This window comes from Vibrio tritonius, from assembly GCF_001547935.1.
GTDB lineage: Bacteria > Pseudomonadota > Gammaproteobacteria > Enterobacterales > Vibrionaceae > Vibrio > Vibrio tritonius.
In genome coordinates this window covers 143,471-162,183 of record NZ_AP014635.1, presented here as the reverse complement: position 1 = coordinate 162,183, position 18,713 = coordinate 143,471, and the positions used below count along the sequence as shown (strand labels likewise).

The 18,713-nt window shown below is 35.8% G+C and carries 16 protein-coding genes; 5 read left to right on the top strand and 11 right to left on the bottom strand.

Going from position 1 to position 18,713, the window contains the following annotated elements; all coding sequences use genetic code 11:
* Positions 1-55 precede the first annotated feature (55 nt).
* The 4 genes from JCM16456_RS00710 (at position 56) to JCM16456_RS00695 (ending at position 5,928) form a co-directional block, all read left to right on the top strand.
* The gene (locus JCM16456_RS00710) at positions 56-754 is read left to right on the top strand and encodes a YjbF family lipoprotein (RefSeq protein ID WP_082712197.1); all 699 of its coding nucleotides are present in this window, start codon (positions 56-58) and stop codon (positions 752-754) included.
* Positions 754-1,551, top strand: coding sequence for a capsule biosynthesis GfcC family protein (locus JCM16456_RS00705; protein WP_068711509.1), 798 nt, complete (start codon positions 754-756; stop codon positions 1,549-1,551). Before JCM16456_RS00710 ends, JCM16456_RS00705 begins: the two co-directional genes overlap by 1 nt.
* On the top strand, positions 1,548-3,743 hold the full coding sequence (locus tag JCM16456_RS00700) for a YjbH domain-containing protein (protein WP_068711507.1): 2,196 nt from the start codon (positions 1,548-1,550) through the stop codon (positions 3,741-3,743). The genes JCM16456_RS00705 and JCM16456_RS00700 overlap by 4 nt, the downstream gene beginning before the upstream one ends.
* Before the next feature lie 1,441 nt (positions 3,744-5,184).
* A complete protein-coding gene (locus JCM16456_RS00695; protein WP_068711505.1) occupies positions 5,185-5,928 on the top strand; it encodes a S1 family peptidase in 744 nt (247 codons plus the stop codon).
* Positions 5,929-5,979: 51 nt separating this feature from the next.
* On the opposite strand, the gene JCM16456_RS00690 is transcribed toward JCM16456_RS00695, so the two are convergent.
* Entirely contained in the window at positions 5,980-6,525 is a 546-nt protein-coding gene (locus tag JCM16456_RS00690) for a sugar transferase (RefSeq protein WP_068711503.1), read from the bottom strand.
* Positions 6,526-6,529: 4 nt separating this feature from the next.
* Complete coding sequence (locus JCM16456_RS00685) at positions 6,530-7,486, bottom strand: UDP-glucose 4-epimerase family protein (protein WP_068711501.1); 957 nt, start codon at positions 7,484-7,486, stop codon at positions 6,530-6,532.
* A 212-nt stretch (positions 7,487-7,698) separates the two neighbouring features.
* Here JCM16456_RS00685 and JCM16456_RS00680 point away from each other — a divergent pair, with 212 nt between their 5' ends.
* Positions 7,699-9,567 (top strand): polysaccharide biosynthesis protein, encoded by a 1,869-nt coding sequence (locus JCM16456_RS00680; RefSeq protein WP_068711499.1) that lies wholly within the window; start codon positions 7,699-7,701, stop codon positions 9,565-9,567.
* A 60-nt stretch (positions 9,568-9,627) separates the two neighbouring features.
* Here JCM16456_RS00680 and JCM16456_RS00675 read toward each other — a convergent pair whose 3' ends face one another.
* From JCM16456_RS00675 to JCM16456_RS00635, 9 genes are all read right to left on the bottom strand, one after another.
* Positions 9,628-10,782, bottom strand: coding sequence for a glycosyltransferase family 4 protein (locus tag JCM16456_RS00675; RefSeq protein WP_231894411.1), 1,155 nt, complete (start codon positions 10,780-10,782; stop codon positions 9,628-9,630).
* Complete coding sequence (locus JCM16456_RS00670) at positions 10,754-11,860, bottom strand: glycosyltransferase (protein ID WP_231894433.1); 1,107 nt, start codon at positions 11,858-11,860, stop codon at positions 10,754-10,756. Before JCM16456_RS00670 ends, JCM16456_RS00675 begins: the two co-directional genes overlap by 29 nt.
* On the bottom strand, positions 11,844-12,620 hold the full coding sequence (locus JCM16456_RS00665) for a hypothetical protein (RefSeq protein ID WP_156430416.1): 777 nt from the start codon (positions 12,618-12,620) through the stop codon (positions 11,844-11,846). The genes JCM16456_RS00670 and JCM16456_RS00665 overlap by 17 nt, the downstream gene beginning before the upstream one ends.
* 386 nt (positions 12,621-13,006) lie before the next feature.
* The gene (locus JCM16456_RS00660) at positions 13,007-14,014 is read right to left on the bottom strand and encodes a glycosyltransferase family 2 protein (protein ID WP_068711493.1); all 1,008 of its coding nucleotides are present in this window, start codon (positions 14,012-14,014) and stop codon (positions 13,007-13,009) included.
* Positions 14,007-14,501: an acyltransferase gene (locus tag JCM16456_RS24300; protein WP_082712196.1), complete on the bottom strand. Its 495-nt coding sequence runs from the start codon at positions 14,499-14,501 to the stop codon at positions 14,007-14,009. Before JCM16456_RS24300 ends, JCM16456_RS00660 begins: the two co-directional genes overlap by 8 nt.
* Positions 14,465-15,322 carry an alpha-1,2-fucosyltransferase gene (locus JCM16456_RS00650; protein WP_068711489.1) on the bottom strand — a complete coding sequence of 286 codons (858 nt, stop codon included), beginning with the start codon at positions 15,320-15,322 and terminating at the stop codon, positions 14,465-14,467. The genes JCM16456_RS24300 and JCM16456_RS00650 overlap by 37 nt, the downstream gene beginning before the upstream one ends.
* Positions 15,309-16,349: a glycosyltransferase family 10 domain-containing protein gene (locus JCM16456_RS00645; protein WP_068711487.1), complete on the bottom strand. Its 1,041-nt coding sequence runs from the start codon at positions 16,347-16,349 to the stop codon at positions 15,309-15,311. The genes JCM16456_RS00650 and JCM16456_RS00645 overlap by 14 nt, the downstream gene beginning before the upstream one ends.
* Complete coding sequence (locus JCM16456_RS00640) at positions 16,346-17,752, bottom strand: lipopolysaccharide biosynthesis protein (protein WP_068711485.1); 1,407 nt, start codon at positions 17,750-17,752, stop codon at positions 16,346-16,348. Before JCM16456_RS00640 ends, JCM16456_RS00645 begins: the two co-directional genes overlap by 4 nt.
* The gene (locus tag JCM16456_RS00635) at positions 17,745-18,566 is read right to left on the bottom strand and encodes a hypothetical protein (protein WP_068711483.1); all 822 of its coding nucleotides are present in this window, start codon (positions 18,564-18,566) and stop codon (positions 17,745-17,747) included. The genes JCM16456_RS00640 and JCM16456_RS00635 overlap by 8 nt, the downstream gene beginning before the upstream one ends.
* Positions 18,567-18,713: the final 147 nt, after the last annotated feature.

Sequence of the window (18,713 nt, the reverse complement as noted above, 5' to 3'; positions counted from 1 at the left end):
CGCCTTTGGGCGGTTGTTTTTTGTCGGCCCTTTTTCTTTTATTTAGTAGCATGTTATGCGTCAGTTAACCTCTTTGTTATTACTTGGTACTCTCGGCTTACTTGGTGGATGTACCCAAAGCAGTTCATCCCTTACACAAACCCTAGCCCTTGCCTTTGAAGGCCCTCAGGGTGTAGCTATCACACCACAAAAAATTGCCCAACTGCCCTATGCCAGTATGCTGGCACAACAAAATAGCAGCCCAGAAGCATTATTAGTTCTTGCTTGGTCTGAAAATAATCCCCACACGTCTTCTAATAATATCCCACCTAATTTAAAGTGGCTTTCGGCAAATAAAGAAATGATTGTGACACGTGCAGGCCGTATTATTAAAACCATCAATTTAGGTGGCGGTAATATTACAAAATTATCATCAAATACAATTGATCCTATTATTTTAGGCTTACAAAAAGAAAGCACACCTAAATATTGGAAATATCAGTTAAGTTGGCAGCCTGGATATCATTCAAAATATAACGCTGAATCCCACTTTGTTATTCAAGGCCATACTCAACTTACCTTACCTATTGAAGGAACCGTTGACACCTTACTTGTATATGAAACAGTAACAATTCCGCGTTTAGATAGTACTTATACCAATACCTATTGGCTTAACCCCGATAACGGTACGGTGCTGAAAAGCGTGCAAACGTTAGCCCCTTCTCTTTCCACAATGACCCTAACTCAGGGTAAGGCTTTTGGAGAGCAGCAGTAATGAAATTAATACGTATCCTCCAAAGTGCTTTGTTTGCAATGTTAGGTTTGGCGAGCACAATGAGCTGGGCAGCCAACGCGGTCACCTCCTCTCTTCCGGCCACTCAAGTAATGGTGCAATTGGATAATCAGCCTGCGTTGCAGCTTGATTTCCCGATAGTGCCGCGAGCAGATCAGTTGGTGAACAAAACATTAAAGCAGCTTAAACTGTCTTCTTTAGACATCAACTGGCAAAGCAGTGCGTTATTTGATGAAACGCAACCTCAAACACTAAAACAAGATGTATTGATGCGCCTCGCTAACGAAGAAGATTTTGCCGCAATGGAATTAAAACCATTTTGGCGATTACTGCGCAAACAAATTCACACCATGCGTTTTGGCACTCGTGTATTTACCCCGATCGATCCAGATGTTACCGCTATTGATAGCAATAAAAACCCGAACCTTAAGGGGAAGTGGTTATTAGAATTGCGTACAAACGAAACTCAAGTTTATGTTTTTGGTGCTGTTTATCAATCTGGAAAATTTGATTGGCAACAGCGTAAAGACGCGAAATATTACGCGGCTCAAGCGGGTTTGCTTACGCCTACAGTGTCTGAACTTACTGTTATTCAACCAGATGGTGTAGTAGAAACTCACTCGGTGGAATATTGGAATCGTCATTTTCAGGAAGTTGCCCCTGGCGCCACTATTTATGTGCCGATGCCTAATGATCATTCATTATTTAACCAAAGCCATACACCATATAATACCAATAGCTTAGTTATCGAATTGTTGAGAAATACCTATCCATTATGAAAAATAACGCTTTGATTCATCGCCGACCTCAACGTTCGATACTTGCCGCTTTGGTGGGGTTGGCGCTTACACCGACTGTTTATGCTGACGCATTTTCTGCTCCAGAATTGACCCACTCTCAATCTGACTTTGGTGGCGTGGGGTTAATGCAAATGCCCACGGCCCGCTCAATGCCAGAGGGCGAACTGAGTTTTGGTGTCACCAATAACGACGAATATTTGCATTACACCATGTCGTTGCAATTGTTCCCGTGGTTAGAAACGACGATTCGTTATACCCAAGTTCACGACATGCTGTACAGCAATGATGAAAGCTTTAGTGGTGACACGGATTACACCGATAAATCGATTGATGCGAAGTTGCGGGTATGGGAAGAAAGCTATTACCTGCCTGAAGTGGCGATCGGATTACGCGACATTGGTGGTACTGGGCTGTTTGATGGTGAATATATTGCAGCCAGTAAAAGCGTTGGGCCTTTAGACTTTACGTTAGGCGTGGGCTGGGGCTATATCGGTAACCGCGGAAATCTTATCGGCGATAAAGACAGTTCATCTGATTGCGGCCGCGATACCAGCGTTTCTGGTAAAGGTGGCAGTGTTGATATTTCGCGAATGTTTGGTGGTTGTGCTGCCGTGTACGGTGGTGTTGAGTATCAAACCCCGTGGGCACCGTTAAGCCTAAAACTGGAATACGATGGTAACGATTATCGCAGTGATTTTCCTGTCACGGGGGGGGCAAATAGCATGACCGTATCAACCTCCTGGAACGTGGGAATGGTGTATGCGTTTAATGACTGGGCTAAGTTACGCCTAAGTTATGAACGAGGTAATACCATCACAGCCGGCTTTACCATGGCAACTAATTTGGCGACCTTATCGCAAACGTGGGTGGATGAGCCGATGCCGACCTATCAACCCCAGCAGGAAAAAGACGATCTAACTCCTGATGAATGGATTGAGCTGACCAAGCAAATTGGCCAAGTTGCGGGTTATGAACGGGCAAAAGTGTACAAAAATGGTGAAACTGTGACGGTAACTGGGGAACAAACCCGCTATCGCCAACGCAAAGAAGCGGAAGAGCGTGCGGCACTGTTGATCGCCAATACTGGGGTAAAAGCACAAACTTATCGATTCATTAATACAGCGCAAGATCAGCCAGTCACGGAAACGCGGATTAATACTTACTCATTTAAACGCGTGGCTGATCATGATTACCCAAATGCCGCATTTGATGATGCGCGAGAAACCGGTAACCCTGTTGCGGTTTCTGGTGAGCTTAAAGCGCAAACTCACGACGACTGGAAATTTGGTTTAGCTCCATCACTCACACAGTCTTTCGGTGGCTCTGAAGATTTCTATCTTTATGCTATTGGTGTAAAAGCCAATGCCAGTTACCGCTTGGGGGATCACTTCCTAATTTCAGGAAGTTTGTACGGCAATCTGCTCGATAACTACGACAAGTTTAAGTACACCGTTCCGCCTGACGGTACCAACCTTAAGCGTGTACGCACGCTAACTCGTCAATACTATGAAGATACGTTTAGAGTAGATAACCTGCAGTTGACTTATTTCGATCGTTTGAGTCGCAATGTGTATGGTCAGGCCTATGCGGGTTACCTAGAAACCATGTTTGCTGGTGTCGGCAGTGAATTCCTTTATCGCCCACTGAACCAAAACTGGGCATTTGGTATTGAAGGTAACTATGTAAAACAGCGCGATCCGGATACTTATCTGAACCTGTATAAGCAAGAACGCCATTACGATAGCCAAACTGCTCGTTACTACCGTGTACAAACAGGGGTATTAACTGGCCATGCGACTTTATATTGGCAACCAAAATTCTGGGATATGTTTGATAATACACTGTTTAAAATCAGTGCAGGTCGTTACCTGAGTGAAGACAAAGGGATCACCGTTGATTTTTCCAAACAGTTTGACAGCGGTGTAATAGCTGGCGTATTTGCGACGAAAACTAACCTATCGGCATCGGAATATGGTGAAGGTAGCTTCTCGAAAGGTTTCTACGTTTCTATTCCTTTGGATTTGATGACAGTGAAACCAAGCACCGACCGAGCCACGCTTTCATGGCTACCTCTACAACGCGACGGCGGCAGCAAGCTACACCGTCAATACAGCTTGTATGAGATGACCGACGCCCGCTCACCATGGTTTACCCGCCCACCTCAATATTGATTGAGTCCAAAATCACCGCATGCTCGACTCAGTACTCGAGCATGCGGTGAGCACCAAAATCGCAGCACACTCGATCCGGTACTCGGGCATGCGGCAATCACCAAAATCACAGCGCACTCGATCCGGTACTCGGGCATGCGGCAATCACCAAAATCACAGCGCACTCGATCCGGTCCTCCCCCCTTGGTTTTAAGGGGGAGTTAGAGGGGGGATCATACGCAGAAGTTAAAGATTAACTTCATAACACACTGAATTTAATAAAGATAAATATAAAAACACGAACTTACACTTGGCTTATTCAATTTCTACAAAATCTAAAGCAAAAACCTGAAAAATCTCCGAATACTGTAGCTTCAGCACGCGCTAGCTCCCTCCCCAACCCTCCCTCTAAAGAAGGAGGGGGCCGGATCGAGATCGCTTTGGCCAATGCGCTCGAGCCGTGGCTTCTGTGATATTTGTGCATTCGGTAAATATCACAATCACCGTGAATTCAATCTGGTACTCGGGCATTCGGTAAGTACCAAAATCACAGCGTATTCGATCTGGTCCTCAGGCATGCGGTGAGCACCAAAATCGCAGCGTACTCGATCTGGTCCTCCCCCCTTGGTTTTAAGGGGGGAGTTAGAGGGGGGATCATGCGCAGAAGCCAAAGATTAACTTCATAACACACTGAATTTAAAAATAAAAAATAAATATCGCACTTATACTTGGTTTATTTTATTTCTACCAAATCCAGTGTAAAAACCTGAAAATCAACTCGAATACTGTAGCTTCAGCGCGCGCTAGCTCCCTCCCCAGCCCTCCCTCTAAAGAAGGAGGGGGCCGGATCGAGATCGCTTTGGCCAATGCGCTCGAGCCGTGGCTTCTGTGATGCTTGAAACTGTAACCACATCAGCTATCAGAATGGGCTTAATTTCAAGCAATTACTACAAATCAATCCGGTTCTTGAACATGACGGCAATCACCAAAATCGCAGCGTGCTCGATCCGGTATTCGGGTATGCAGTAAATACCTAAAATTAGTGGTCAATAATGACTAAAACCACTAACCCCAAACCAAACATCACCCCCCAAAACACTCAAAGAATGCCAATAACAGGTTTTACTGATATACCCCTTTACGATGATTTTTTTGCTCCATATTTTGAGTAAAAAACACAGCGGACTTTCAATCCAAATTTAGGCAAATATTTTTTATTCAAATAAATTAACAAGTTGCACTGATAATCTCAGCATGAAAACATTGTATCAATAATAAGACTTCTCACTTTTGGGCAATATAATCCTAAATGGGTGATCTTTATGTGATCGATTGCAATAGAAATTGATTCACTTAAACTCCTATCAACACCAAGACAGAAACACTCTGCTCTTCGGGCGAGACGCGCATCTCATTACACATTTGTTGTTTGATTATATTCACCAAATATAAGAGGCATCCTATGGCTTACTCTCGCTCACTTGCGTCTACATTTTTTAAAACTTTGATTATTGGCGCTCTATCCCTACTCGCAACAGGATGTGCGACCAGTAATGGTCCTTTGGCAACACTTGAGAGCAACAATGCAAATGTGCCTGCAATCGACTACGAAATGGTGGGAATTCCACTTCTTTACCAAGGTTTCGGCTCAAGCGTTCCGATTACTAAAGACCTGAGCTTGACTGCAGCTCACGTGGCGAAGGTAAACTGGGACTCAGTAGTGGCATACCATCCAGAGTGTGACATTGCTATCATCAAGTCTGATAACAGCAAAGTAACCAGCTTCCCGGACATGGGATTGGTTTATGTAAACGAAACTGTGATTACTTATGGTAAAGATGGCTTTGGTAACCTCTTGAGCGGAAAAGGTGTTTACCATATCGACCTGAACTTCACCAACAACAGCTACTTCAAGAAATGTAACGCGAGTATCACTGATGCTCCAATTCGTGAAGGCATGAGCGGCGGTGGTGCATTTAACGAGCGCGGTGAGTTGGTCGGAATTATCTCATCAATGGCAAGCACTTATAACACTCGCCTAGCGAATGGTGAAAAGCTGCCTTATGACCGCCTAAGCTTGTTCGTCTCACTGAACTTTGTGAAAGATTGGTTGAATAAAGAAGTAGATGGTTTTTATCAGAGTCAGTCAACTGTTTTGACTTGGAACACTACTGGCTCTAAAGGTATGTTAGCCCAAGCTGAATAATATATTGAGAAGAGAAAAAAAGAGAAGAGGCTCAAAGCCTCTTCTTTTTTTTTACACTCGATCGCCTGACCCCTCGCCAAGCACTGTTTTTATTATGTACGAAAAGTACTGTTTTACCGATATCGTTCTAATCATCTCTTGATCAAGTTGAGCTAACTCAACAGGTCTAGACATATCTACTTCGCGGATTTGCGCCAAACCCGTGATACCAGGACGAACATCAAATACGTTTCTCTCCAACCTTTCACGGATAACATCATCTTGATTGAAGAGGCATGGACGAGGGCCGACCAAACTCATGTCTCCTTTTATCACATTTAGTAACTGAGGAAGTTCATCTAGTTTAGTACGACGTAAAAACTGCCCTAGCTTGGTGACGGAACTAGAACCAACTAGATGAGTTGCAACAGACTTTGTGTGGACAGGCATCGTTCGAAATTTAATTAAAGTAAAAGGTTTTTGTTGTTTACCAACCCGTTCTTGAAAAAACAATGGAGAACCTGTATCGAATAGCCCCATTACATACAGAATTAAAAAAATAGGTAGGAGCACAATAAAACCACATAATGCGGCAAAAAAATCTATCAAACGAAGCATGTTGTCATTTACTCTCTTGCTTAACCAAATAATCTGTTACGGTTCTATGGACTCCTACAGTAAAAGAATATTTAGGTGTCCAGCCCAAGCGTTCTTTGGTTTTCGAAATATCTATTTGTAAAGAGCCAACCAGTTTTTGCGCAACATTCTTTTTTCCTAACAAGCTCAATGATATGTAAAGTATTGACTGAGGAATTGGAAGCAATGTAGAACGAACGTTCATATCATGAGCGATAGTTTGCAGCAACTGTGTTACAGAAACATCATGGCCATCAGAGACTAAGAAAGTTTGGTTTGCTGCCAATGGGTGGCTTAACGTTGTCAATATTAGATCAACAAGATTATCGACAAACACAAGACTTCGTCGATTATGGATACGACCTAGCGGTAATGGTAGTTTTTTATATACCCAATTCATCATGGATAAAAAGTTGGCTTTTACACCAGGTCCATAAATTAGCGGAGGTCTTATAATTACAACTTCCATATCAGTTTCTTTAGCCAGCTTCATTAATTGTTCTTCAGCCTCAAATTTGCTCAGCCCATATGGGTCGACGGGAGGATAGGTAACCTCTTCAATGAAGGGCTGATTTGCAGATGTATATTCACCATTTACTTTTATAGAACTGATAAACACAAAACGCTTTACACCACTCGCAGCAGCTTGTCTTGCCAAATTAAGAGTACCAAGCGTGTTCACTTCTCGATATTGGTCAAGCGGTGAAGCACTATCGTCATCCATTTGATGCACTCTAGCAGCACAGTGTACAACGCAATCAATGTTGCTAAAACAATCTGACCAATCTGTTTTACGATCTATGTAAAGAGACGTTACATTACATGATAATAAATTGGTTGGTCGGGAGGCTTGCCCTTTAACATGAATCCCCCGGGCCATAGCTTCTTTTGCAACAGCACTTCCAACAAACCCGGTGATACCTGTTATAAAGATGTTCACCATCCTTTCTCCTATCGGCATTACTTAAGCACGTGACACGCCACGCAATTCAAAAAGAATAATCTTCACAATGTGTGGGTTTACCGTCTTTACGACCTAACTCGCGCTTGATACTAGCAAAAAAGCCGCAAGACAACTACAATCTGAGCACATCGAAGCGACAGCAATCAGTAAACATCACACTGATATCTAACAGAAAGATAAGTAGTTTGGCTATGTGGAAATCAATAAATTATATTCTTAATGCAAAACGTATGCATAAACGCGGAATTACAATTGCATACGATTGTGTTGCTATCATGTTCTCCCTTTATATATCTGTTGCATTAAGACTTAACTCCTTCACTTTCCAAGCAGGATTACAAGAGTTGTGCGCTTTTTTTATGACGCTAGCCATCACTCTTTACTGCTTCGTTCGCTTAGGTATGTATAGAGCTGTTCTGAGATATATGACATTACCCGCAATTGGATATATTTTTATATCGGTTATTGTATCTGCTTTAACTTTTGCACTCAGTGGCTTTTTTTTCCAAGCGTTCATTCCTCGCAGCGTGCCATTCATCTATGTCGGATTAGCGACACTCACTCTAGGTGGGCCACGTATTTTATTTAGAACAATTTACTACCACTACTTTAAAAGGCGTAAACCTAATGTTTTTATCTATGGCGCAGGTGCTACAGGTAGAGAATTAGCTTATGCTCTTATTCAAGGTAATGATTACCACCCTGTCATAATGTTAGACGATGACCCGCATAAAATCGGGCAAATAATATTTGGTATAAAAGTACATAACAGCAATGAATTCAGTAAATTACAGTCACTATATGAACCTGTAAAATTATTGTTAGCTGTCAATAATGTAAAGATAGGAGAGAGATTAAGACTGGTTGAAAAAATTTCTCATTGGCCCATTGAGGTTCAATCAGTTCCATGTGTTGAAGACATTGCAGCAGGAAGAGCTAAACCGACAGATGTACAAGATTTAGATATCGCTGACTTATTAGGTAGAGCACCAGTCGACCCTGATATGAATCTCCTCAAGAAGAATATTGTTAATCAGTCTGTTATGGTTACAGGAGCTGGTGGCTCCATTGGCTCTGAACTTTGTAGACAAATACTGATTCAAAGACCATCAACACTGATATTATTTGAATTAAATGAATACAATCTATATGCAATAGACCAAGAAATAAATACACTTAAGAAAAATCTTAAAATTTCGACAAAAATAGTATCTGCACTGGGATCTGTTCAAAATGAGAACAGGGTTCTCAATCTAATGAAATTACATAAAGTCGAAACCGTTTATCACGCAGCTGCTTACAAACATGTTCCAATTGTGGAAGACAATGTCATTGAAGGGATGCGAAATAATGTATTTGGCACTTTAGGTTGTGCTCAGGCAGCTATAAAAGCCGGAGTAAAAAACTTCACTTTAATATCTACCGATAAAGCAGTACGCCCAACCAATGTAATGGGCGCTACAAAACGCCTAGCAGAGCTTGTTCTTCAAGCGCTTGCGGATAAAAACAGCCAAACAACGTTCACCATGGTTAGATTTGGTAATGTTTTAGGCTCGTCGGGCTCCGTTGTTCCCTTATTCAAAAAACAAATACGCCTCGGCGGTCCTGTAACTGTAACCCACCCAGATATAATTCGTTATTTTATGCTTATACCTGAAGCCGCACAGTTAGTCATACAAGCAGGAGCAATGGGTATAAATGGTCAAGTGTTTGTATTAGATATGGGTGAACCAGTTAAGATTCTGGATTTAGCCAAAAGAATGATACACCTAATGGGCATGCAAGAATATTATGATGGAAAATCAGACGAAGGTGATATTGAAATCCGATTTTCTGGGCTTAGACCAGGTGAAAAATTATATGAAGAGCTACTGATTGGTGAGAATGTCGAAGGCACTAGTCATAAAAAAATCATGACTGCTTGTGAAGAAAAATTATCTTGGGAACAAATGAACAATCTACTAATTGAATTAGATGATTGTTGTCACAACTTTGATGTAAATTGCGCAATTCGAATTTTAAAAGATGCCCCAACTGGTTATACGACTAACAGGGTGTAGATGTCTATAGATGTTCTCATCGAGTAGAATGAGAACATCTACTACTATTAATAACTAAATTTAGAACGACTGGTAAATATCGATATGCTTATTGATTACTTCTTTTATATCAAACTCTCTTTTCGCAAATTCACGGGCTTTCATACCCATCTCAATTCTCTTAGCATCGTCATCTAAAAGGTTGATAATGGCATCTGCTAAAGCTTCAGAATCTTTTTTTGGTACCAATAAACCTGTCTCTCCATGAATAATGGCATCTTTACATCCCGGATTATCGGTCGTTATTACAGCTCTACCACTAGCAGCAGCTTCGATTAAGATCTTAGGTACTCCCTCACCATAGAAAGATGGAAACACAACTAGATTTGACATTTGAAGTAACTGAGACATATCAGAACAGAAACCAATAGGCTCAACAATGCCTTCACTCTTCCATTTTTCTAATGTGTCTAATGAAATACTATTTAAACTACCCTCATCTGGAGTTCCAGCCAAAATAAACCTAGCCCTTGGCAAGCGTTGCTTCACTATTTTTGCTGCAGCATGGAATTGATACAAGCCTTTATCAACTAGCAATCTTGAAGCCATTACTACTATATTTTCTTTAGATTCGTCGACACAACTATACTCATTCAGATCAACCCCAGAACCTCTAATAAGATAATCATTTCCAATAATCTTTGGACAGAGTGACAAAACCGTTTCCCTGTCATCTTGGTTTTGAAAAATAACTTTTGTCGTATTAGAACTTAAAGCTAACCTATAAAGAGCTTTAACTATATAAGGAACTATTCCTTTCTTGTCACTAGAAAAACTTATACCTAAACCGGATATGGCTGCAATAAATGGCATATTACTCATAAACAATTTCTTAATAATACCTGCATAAAGTACCGGCTTGATAGTGACTGCATGAACTAAATTAGGACGTATTAATCTCAAAAGACTAAGTAAAGAAAACAAGGTGTATATCTCGTTAAGTAAACTAATTTTACCACGACCAAAATTTACGTTATGTGTTATAATCCCAAGGTTTTTTAATTCACCAAATCGACCGGTATCCTTTGCAGCTAAGTGGACTTCATAGCCCATTTCTATGGCTTTTAAAGCAATTGGTAATCGATGTGACACAAAAAACCAATCGACGTTAACAACTATAAGTATTTTTTTTAAACTCATAAAATCTCTACCTAAAAAGTGCTTTTTTATACTCATCAAAAACTACATCCTCATCATATTTAGAGATTTTATCTTTTGACGAGTTAATGTGCTCTAATCGCACTTCTTCGTTATTCAAATAAATTTTAATATTATCTGATAACTGCTTTACATTACCAATATCAAATAGCAAGCCAAATTCATCATCTATAATTTCTTCAGGACCACCACACCTACTAGATATTACGGGAACTCCACACGCATAGCTTTCTATTATAACATTCCCAAAACTTTCGCTTTCTGATGAGCATACTAGGCAAAGGCATCTAGAAATAAATGAGTATGGATTATTTACCCAACCAACAAAATGAACTCTATCTAACAGCCCCAAGTTTGAGGCTAAATTTTTAATCGATTCATGTTCTGGTCCATCGCCAATGATAATTAGATTAACATTATCTGGGAGAAATCTCATTGAAGAAACTACATCATTGAATCGTTTAATCTTAATTAGCCTCCCAACAACGCAAATATACTTCAAATTTGATGAAAATATAAATTTTGTAGGTTCAACAATACCTAACATTTCTGCTTTTTTTATACTTACAGGATTAGAAATAACTTTTGTCATTTCGTTCACAGTATATGGTAACACCTCATTAATATCTATATTAACTCTACTTGATACTCCATAAATTTCATCAGCAAACTTATAAAGCAACTTAACCAAAAACAAATTAATCTTACCAGACAAGCCTTCATTATAAAATCGACTAGTTATTGAATGATTGAATATTTGGGCTTTATGTTTACTTCTAAATAGTATTTTTGCTAGGATATTAACATAATTAGCTCTATATAAGTGACTTTGTACAACGTTAACATTATTATTTTTTATTAATTTGCTTAACCTAAATGCAAGTATAGGTAATTTGATGAAGTTAATGATTCCTCGATTAGTACTGGAATTTGATAAAGTATGAATGTTATTCTTGGATAAAGTGTACGGATTATCTTTTACACTCTCCAATGTGACTAAGTCACAGGGATACCCTTCGTTGTGAAATCGGTTAAACAAATCAGTAACGACTCTCTCTGCCCCTCCTTTACAAAGGGTATTAATAAGCATTATCACTTTCAAGGTATCTTCCTTCAGAATTACTTAAAATTATTATATATATATATGTAGATAATGGAAACCAAAGAACTCTTGCACTTAGCATGGGATTAAGCATTAAAGTGAAAATATCTATAAAAATAATATATTTAAGATACTTAATATAATAATTTTTCCTATAAACAAACAAAAACAAAATAGATAATAAAATCAGAATAGTGAAACTAATAAATCCAAAATTAACAATATATGACGCTATTATATTATGCGAACTAACCGCAATATGATGAGCACCATCAACATTAACTTTAGAATAATAAGCTGGATGAAATATTGATTTATACACATAATCAACTGCGTTATTTATCATATCAAGTCTAATACTGTTACTAGACTTATCTGCCGAAAAATCTCTGGTAAAAAAAGTTAATTCAGAAAAAGGAATAAAAAAGACTATAGATAAAAAAATCACAAATCCAGATATAGCTACGTATACTTTTCTTACTTTAGACAGAAAGAAAATTACTATTTGAAGATAAACGGTCTTAGATTTAGTGAAAATAAAAGTTATAATAGATATAATATAAAACAAATATCTTATTCCCGGCCTCTTACTCCAGATCCAATCACAGCAAAACATAAAGAACAAAAAATAGTGTCCCACGTCATTAGGAGTAAAATCTGTCAAATAGAATCTCCCTCCCCAATCCTGACTAAATATCTTATAAGATCCAAAAATCTTAACATCAAATAAATACACAAGAAAAACCACAGACATATTAAATATCGTGAATCTTAAGAAAATATTAAATTTTTTTCTAACAAAAATCCTATCTAAAAACAAAAATAAAAATACAGCTGTAAATAAATACTGAGATATGAAAATTAAGGATAAATTTATACTATTGCTGTAAGTAATCAAGAAAAGAGAAGGCGATATTGTAGCGATAGAAAGATAAATTATTTTTTTTGTTACTAGCTTAACTGGATTACCAGTTATAAACAATGTGATTGAGACATATAGAAAAATTAGTATATCGAAAATATATATTGATTCTATATATGGCATTCTAACGGGAAATGCAAAGCTCATAGATATAATGAACAAACAAAAAATATCAATAAATTCTATATAACGATTATCGCAATTTTCTCTTTTACATATCATATTAAACCACGCAAATAGTATAGCAATGATAAATAACTATTTTTATATTTAAATAATTTTAAAAAATTTAACTTATCTTTCCTAAAAGAAAAATACATATAAATAATATATTTTTTAAATAATACCCTTTTTATTAATTTTTCTTTATCGCACCCAACCTGATTTATTACTTCATCCATATAACTATTAAGGCACTCATGATTAATATCACTATTAATCATTCTGTCATTTACTGATATGTTATAGTGAATATGGTAAAGCTCAGTATTAAGGTGAATGCCATATTTTTCCAACATAGAATATTGTATAGATTTAATCATCTCCATTTTTATATCATTTTTATTGTTAGCCATTTTTTTCGTAATCCCTTCACTATTAATCCTATACATTAATAAGCACTCTTGGATATTAGAAAAAGTCAGGTATTCACTAGCCTTAGACCATAGTTCATAATCTTGACTGAATCTATAGCTTGTATTATATCGTAAGTTATAATTATCTAAAGATGACTTCCTCATTATTACTGACGGGTGAATAAAACAAACAGAAAAAATAAGCTTAGCTTTAAGAAAATAATCATCTTCTGGATGTTTCATGGTCCTAGATAACTTATTTCCATGATCGTCAATAAGTTGAGCCCAACAACCACAAATGTCAACTTCCTTATTACACTCCATAAAACCAACCTGCTTTTCAAGTCGCCCAGGTAAAGAGATGTCATCTGCATCCATTCTTACAATATATTTCCCTTTAGAAACCCCTATAGCATTGTTTAATGCTATAGGTAGTCCTAAATTACTCTGATTAATGAGAATAATTCTACTATCACGATCAACGAAAGATTGTATAATGCGTAAACTGTTATCTGTAGAACCATCATTTACAATTATTAGTTCAAATTGTTTGAAGTTTTGGCTTAGTATACTTTCTATTGCTTCAGACAAATGAGATTCTGAATTAAATACAGGCATTATCACAGAAACTAAAAGTTCATTTTTATTCATTATTTAAATCCCTAATTTTTCTAGCAGGGACTCCAGCCACTATGGTATTGTTTCCTATACTTTCAGTCACTACACTTCCAGCACCAACTACAACATTATTTCCAATCGTTACACCAGGTAATATAATTGCGCCAGCACCTATTTGTACTTTATTACCTATTATTATTTCTTTATCAATATGAATTTTATTAGGCCCAATGTTGTTATAATCTAAAGAGGTAGATATAATTTTGCATCCTACAGACAAGGCAACATCGTTACCAATACTAACTCCACCTTTCGCATTAATATATACAAAATCATTAATTGAAACGTAATTTCCTACGGTAAGCTTGTCCGGATTTTTTATAGAAAAAATCCCCCACGCTTTAAAACCTTTTCCACAACTATGAAAGCTATGTTTTATAAGCCAAGCTCTTATATTATATATTTTGAAAGATAACTTATATATTAATTTGGAAATTGCAACCATGTATCTGGAACCCATTTATGATCCTTAGGATTTACTTTCATCCAATTTTTAGGTGAAATTACTACCTTATCTTCATTTTTATTCAACCACCCTCCCCACCAACTGAAAGAGCTATTCGCAATTATGTTATGATCACATAAACTCATCAGATACAAATCGTCAATCTCACTGGACGAACCCGATATAAAAACCTTGTTTTTTATAAAATTAAAATTATTTTCACACCAAGAAATATCATTGGAAAATATGAAAAACTTTACATTATCAAAAAGGCTCAATATATATTCAACAGATGACATGTAATAATTCAAATCGAGAACGCCAATATCTGGGATATTTAAATAATCTCCTCGCCTAACATGAATACTGACCGCGGTGCATTGTCTTATTTCTCTTTCATATTCGATGATTTTTTCATCTAAATTACCTTTGGGCATGAACTCTTCGTATAATTCATTTTTTATTTTATTAAAATACTTTTCATTCTGCCAATAACCATCCAAATACAAACTGGAACTATTAAAGACATCGATGTCATATACTGTTCTTTCTTTTTCTCTATATAATTTAGGATATATAACATCACTTAATAAAGGAAACCTTCTAATTATTTTAGATATTTTAGACTCGCTTCCCTTATACTTTTCAATTTCTTCTTTTTTTGCAATATCTATTTTTGCATTTAACTTGTTAAGTCGAAATCCAAATTGTTTATTTTTTTCAAATGAAGATATGTCTAATTTAAAATCGACGGAATGATGCATCGCAATACTTCTTGCGATAGCATATTGAAACATCTGGTTTCCTAAGCCTCCATTTATTCTAGAAATTATCATTTTTATTATAGTCCTTTTTTATTATTTCAATAATAGTGTCTGAAAAACCTTCACTGGAAAATGGATAAATACTACGGCTTTGAATATAATTAAATATAGCATTCAAGTACTCTTCATACCTTTCATTCGGCATGTTTTTTAAAAAATGATACAAATCTTCGTAATTATCAAATGACCTCATATCGATGAAGCATTCTTTTGGTATATGTTTATCAATATTATCAGCTCCAAAATAAACTGGTACACACCCAGCAAAAAAACTATCAAATATTTTTTCTGTAATATACCCAGGAATATCTTTCGCATTTTCATAACATATTGAAAACTTGTATTTTTCCATCACCTCTTTTTTATTATCCACCATTCCCTTGTAAGAAGGATAACCTAGTTTGAATATCTTATAAATCAACTTACCTATAAAAGGAGCTCTATTCAATACTCTAATTAATCTTGGTCCGTAAAATCTAAACCTATCCCAGCCTATCCCGTAAAGATCAAAATCATTAGCTGCATTTTTCTCAAACCATCTTATTGCAGAGACTCTCTCAGAATATAGATCTTTATTTTTACTGAATGGGGGCTTTTTGTTTGCTGAAATTAATACTAACAACTTATCTTTATTATTATTTATATTTATACTATTTGGTATCTTATGTGCATAATTTAGCTTTATATATTTTTCACCATCAACAATATCATCTTTCCATGTAAATATTCGTTTAAAATATTTATGGTTTTCTAAATCGTAGTTATCTGGACGAATAAACTCACTCTCAGACAAAATGATATAAGACTTATCAATCTTATTTCTCTCAGGTAAATCTTGTGGCATATTACTAGCGTACAAAACTATATCAGATTCGTTTATAGTATTGATATCTTGAGTTTGTAAATCAAAACCCAAAGATTTAAATTTCTTTTTTAATACACAAAAACGGTCAAATATATCATCACGATGAATCCCACTTTCATCAAATATTCTATTATTTTTTAAATAGTCACTAACAACTAAACAAACCTTAATCATTTATAGTTTCTCTTTTTCGTAAACCAAAGAAATAAACCAATCAAGTATAATACAGATATAATTAAAGAAAAAACTTGAATAGCTAAATTATGAAAATCATAAAACCCTGGTATAATAAGTGGTAGGGAAAACAAAACTGCTAATGATAATTCAACAATGTTTATTTTAATTTCGGATATTCTTTTCATCATATAATACATAAAAGCACTTGATAATGCAGATGCAATCATAACATTAACTGCAACCAGCTCTATATGATTAGAGTAGTCAAACAGTGTTAAAGAAATAATGATATATATTATTGAAATTAAATATGGATATATCGTACTTCCTGTTTTAACTTCAGACTGAGATACTAAGTAAAACAAATTATTAAGGACTCTAAACAATTCTATTAATGCACCAATAATTACGTATTTATATGCATCATGATAGGTATTTGATACTAAAATCTGCGTTATAAATCTTGAACTGCCACACAAAAACATTGCCATTATAATATATAATGGTATTATTTTTTTCGCTATGTCATTCCAAACTTCAGCTCTCTGTTCATTTTTCACATTTGAAATCCTTTTATAAAAAATAGGATTAACATATTGATTAAATAAAGATTCCATTATTCTAAATACTGAATTAGCTAAAGCCAAACCAACAGCAATTTGTGAAAATACGATAGGCCCATAGTTAAATTCCACAATAAATCTGTATAGATTGGAACTACCCCATTGTAAGAAAAGTGTAAATATCACGGGAGCACAGAAAACAAATAATTCTCTTCTATTTACAATGTCTAAAAAACTTTTTTCTTTTTTAATATGTTCATCACTACAGACAATGCTATAAAGCTTCGGGATAAAAATCATCTGCGATATATACTGTCCAACTAGCCAATATGTACCGTTGTATCCCAATGTAATGCATAATAATATTGATAGAACAAGACCTAATATTAGCTGATATATTGTATATAAGACAAAATCTCTTCTATAAGAAAGAATGTTAACACTACTAATAAGGAATCCAAAAGAACTAGATATACAGCTGAGAACTATACATGTTGAATATTGTATAAAATTAAAACTATTCTCATAGTTTAAAAGGTAAAAAACCGCCCATGATATAAATAAGACCAAAGGAACTGTATATAGCCTATACCATATAAATGAAATTGTTATTAATTTTAAAACACTTCTTCTTTTCCACTCTAATAAAAAACGAGCATAATATTGACCAAATGAATTATATAATACAAAACCAAAAAGTGACACTAAACTAATTAGCAAATAATAATTACTAATCTCTTTTTCACTAAGCCATTCAGTCATAATCCTAATACTAGCTAGAGATATAGCTACTTGTGTTACTTTTCCCAAAGCAAGTATGATTACATCTTTATTCATTTGATTCTTTAAAAGCCATTAATATTAGAATAAAAACCATTGAAATAAACAATCCTACAAAGATAGAAAATGTCATTATTAACTTCTTATTAGGCCAAGACAATGAAGGTTTAGGCAGATTTGAAACCAATCTGTATGTTTTTACATTTACATCCTTTAGAGATATAAGATCGATAGTTCTAATCATGTTACCTAATGTTAGTAGATTATCTTTTGTCATTAATTTCCTAGACTCTAACTCATTTTTTTTAAACTCTAAAACTGAAAACAAGTCCTGTTTGATATTTTTTAATACCTTATCATTTACATATCTGATATATCCTGTAAGAATTTCAGGATCATTCCTTTTCTGTCTAGAACTTATTAATACTCTATATTTATTTTTATCTTTCAATTCTTCATAAGAAAATACTGCTTGTTTGTTATTTAATTTATTGAAATTAATTTGATTATTCCTATTGCCGAACTCTAGTATAAAATCATTAAAAACTTTTTCACTTTCAATTTGATCTAGTAACATTGTGTTATATTTTATCTCATTGCTTTTATGAGATAAATCTAAAGTTTCATCGAAAATGAAATTTATGGCCCCCAATTTTACAAAAAGGTCTTTCATATCATGTTTAGTTGGCTCGACTACCGTCGCTTGTACAATCCAGTTATTCTGGGCATATTGACAATATAGCCACCCCCCAAGGGCACTAAGAAAGGTCAAACACACTATGATTTTCTTTTGGGCATATATATACCTCAAGAAGTTGACTAAACCACCAATTGAGGGCTCTTTTACCTCGAAAAAATCAGCGTTCTTCATTACCTATCCTTAGTTATCTATCGTTTCATATCTTTTTTTTTTAGTCGTTCTGACATCATTATAGTTTAATCATAACATTGCCTATCTTAAATAGTAGACAACTCATTGAATTTAGCGATTTTCTCTAAGATCACTTACAAGCTCCTT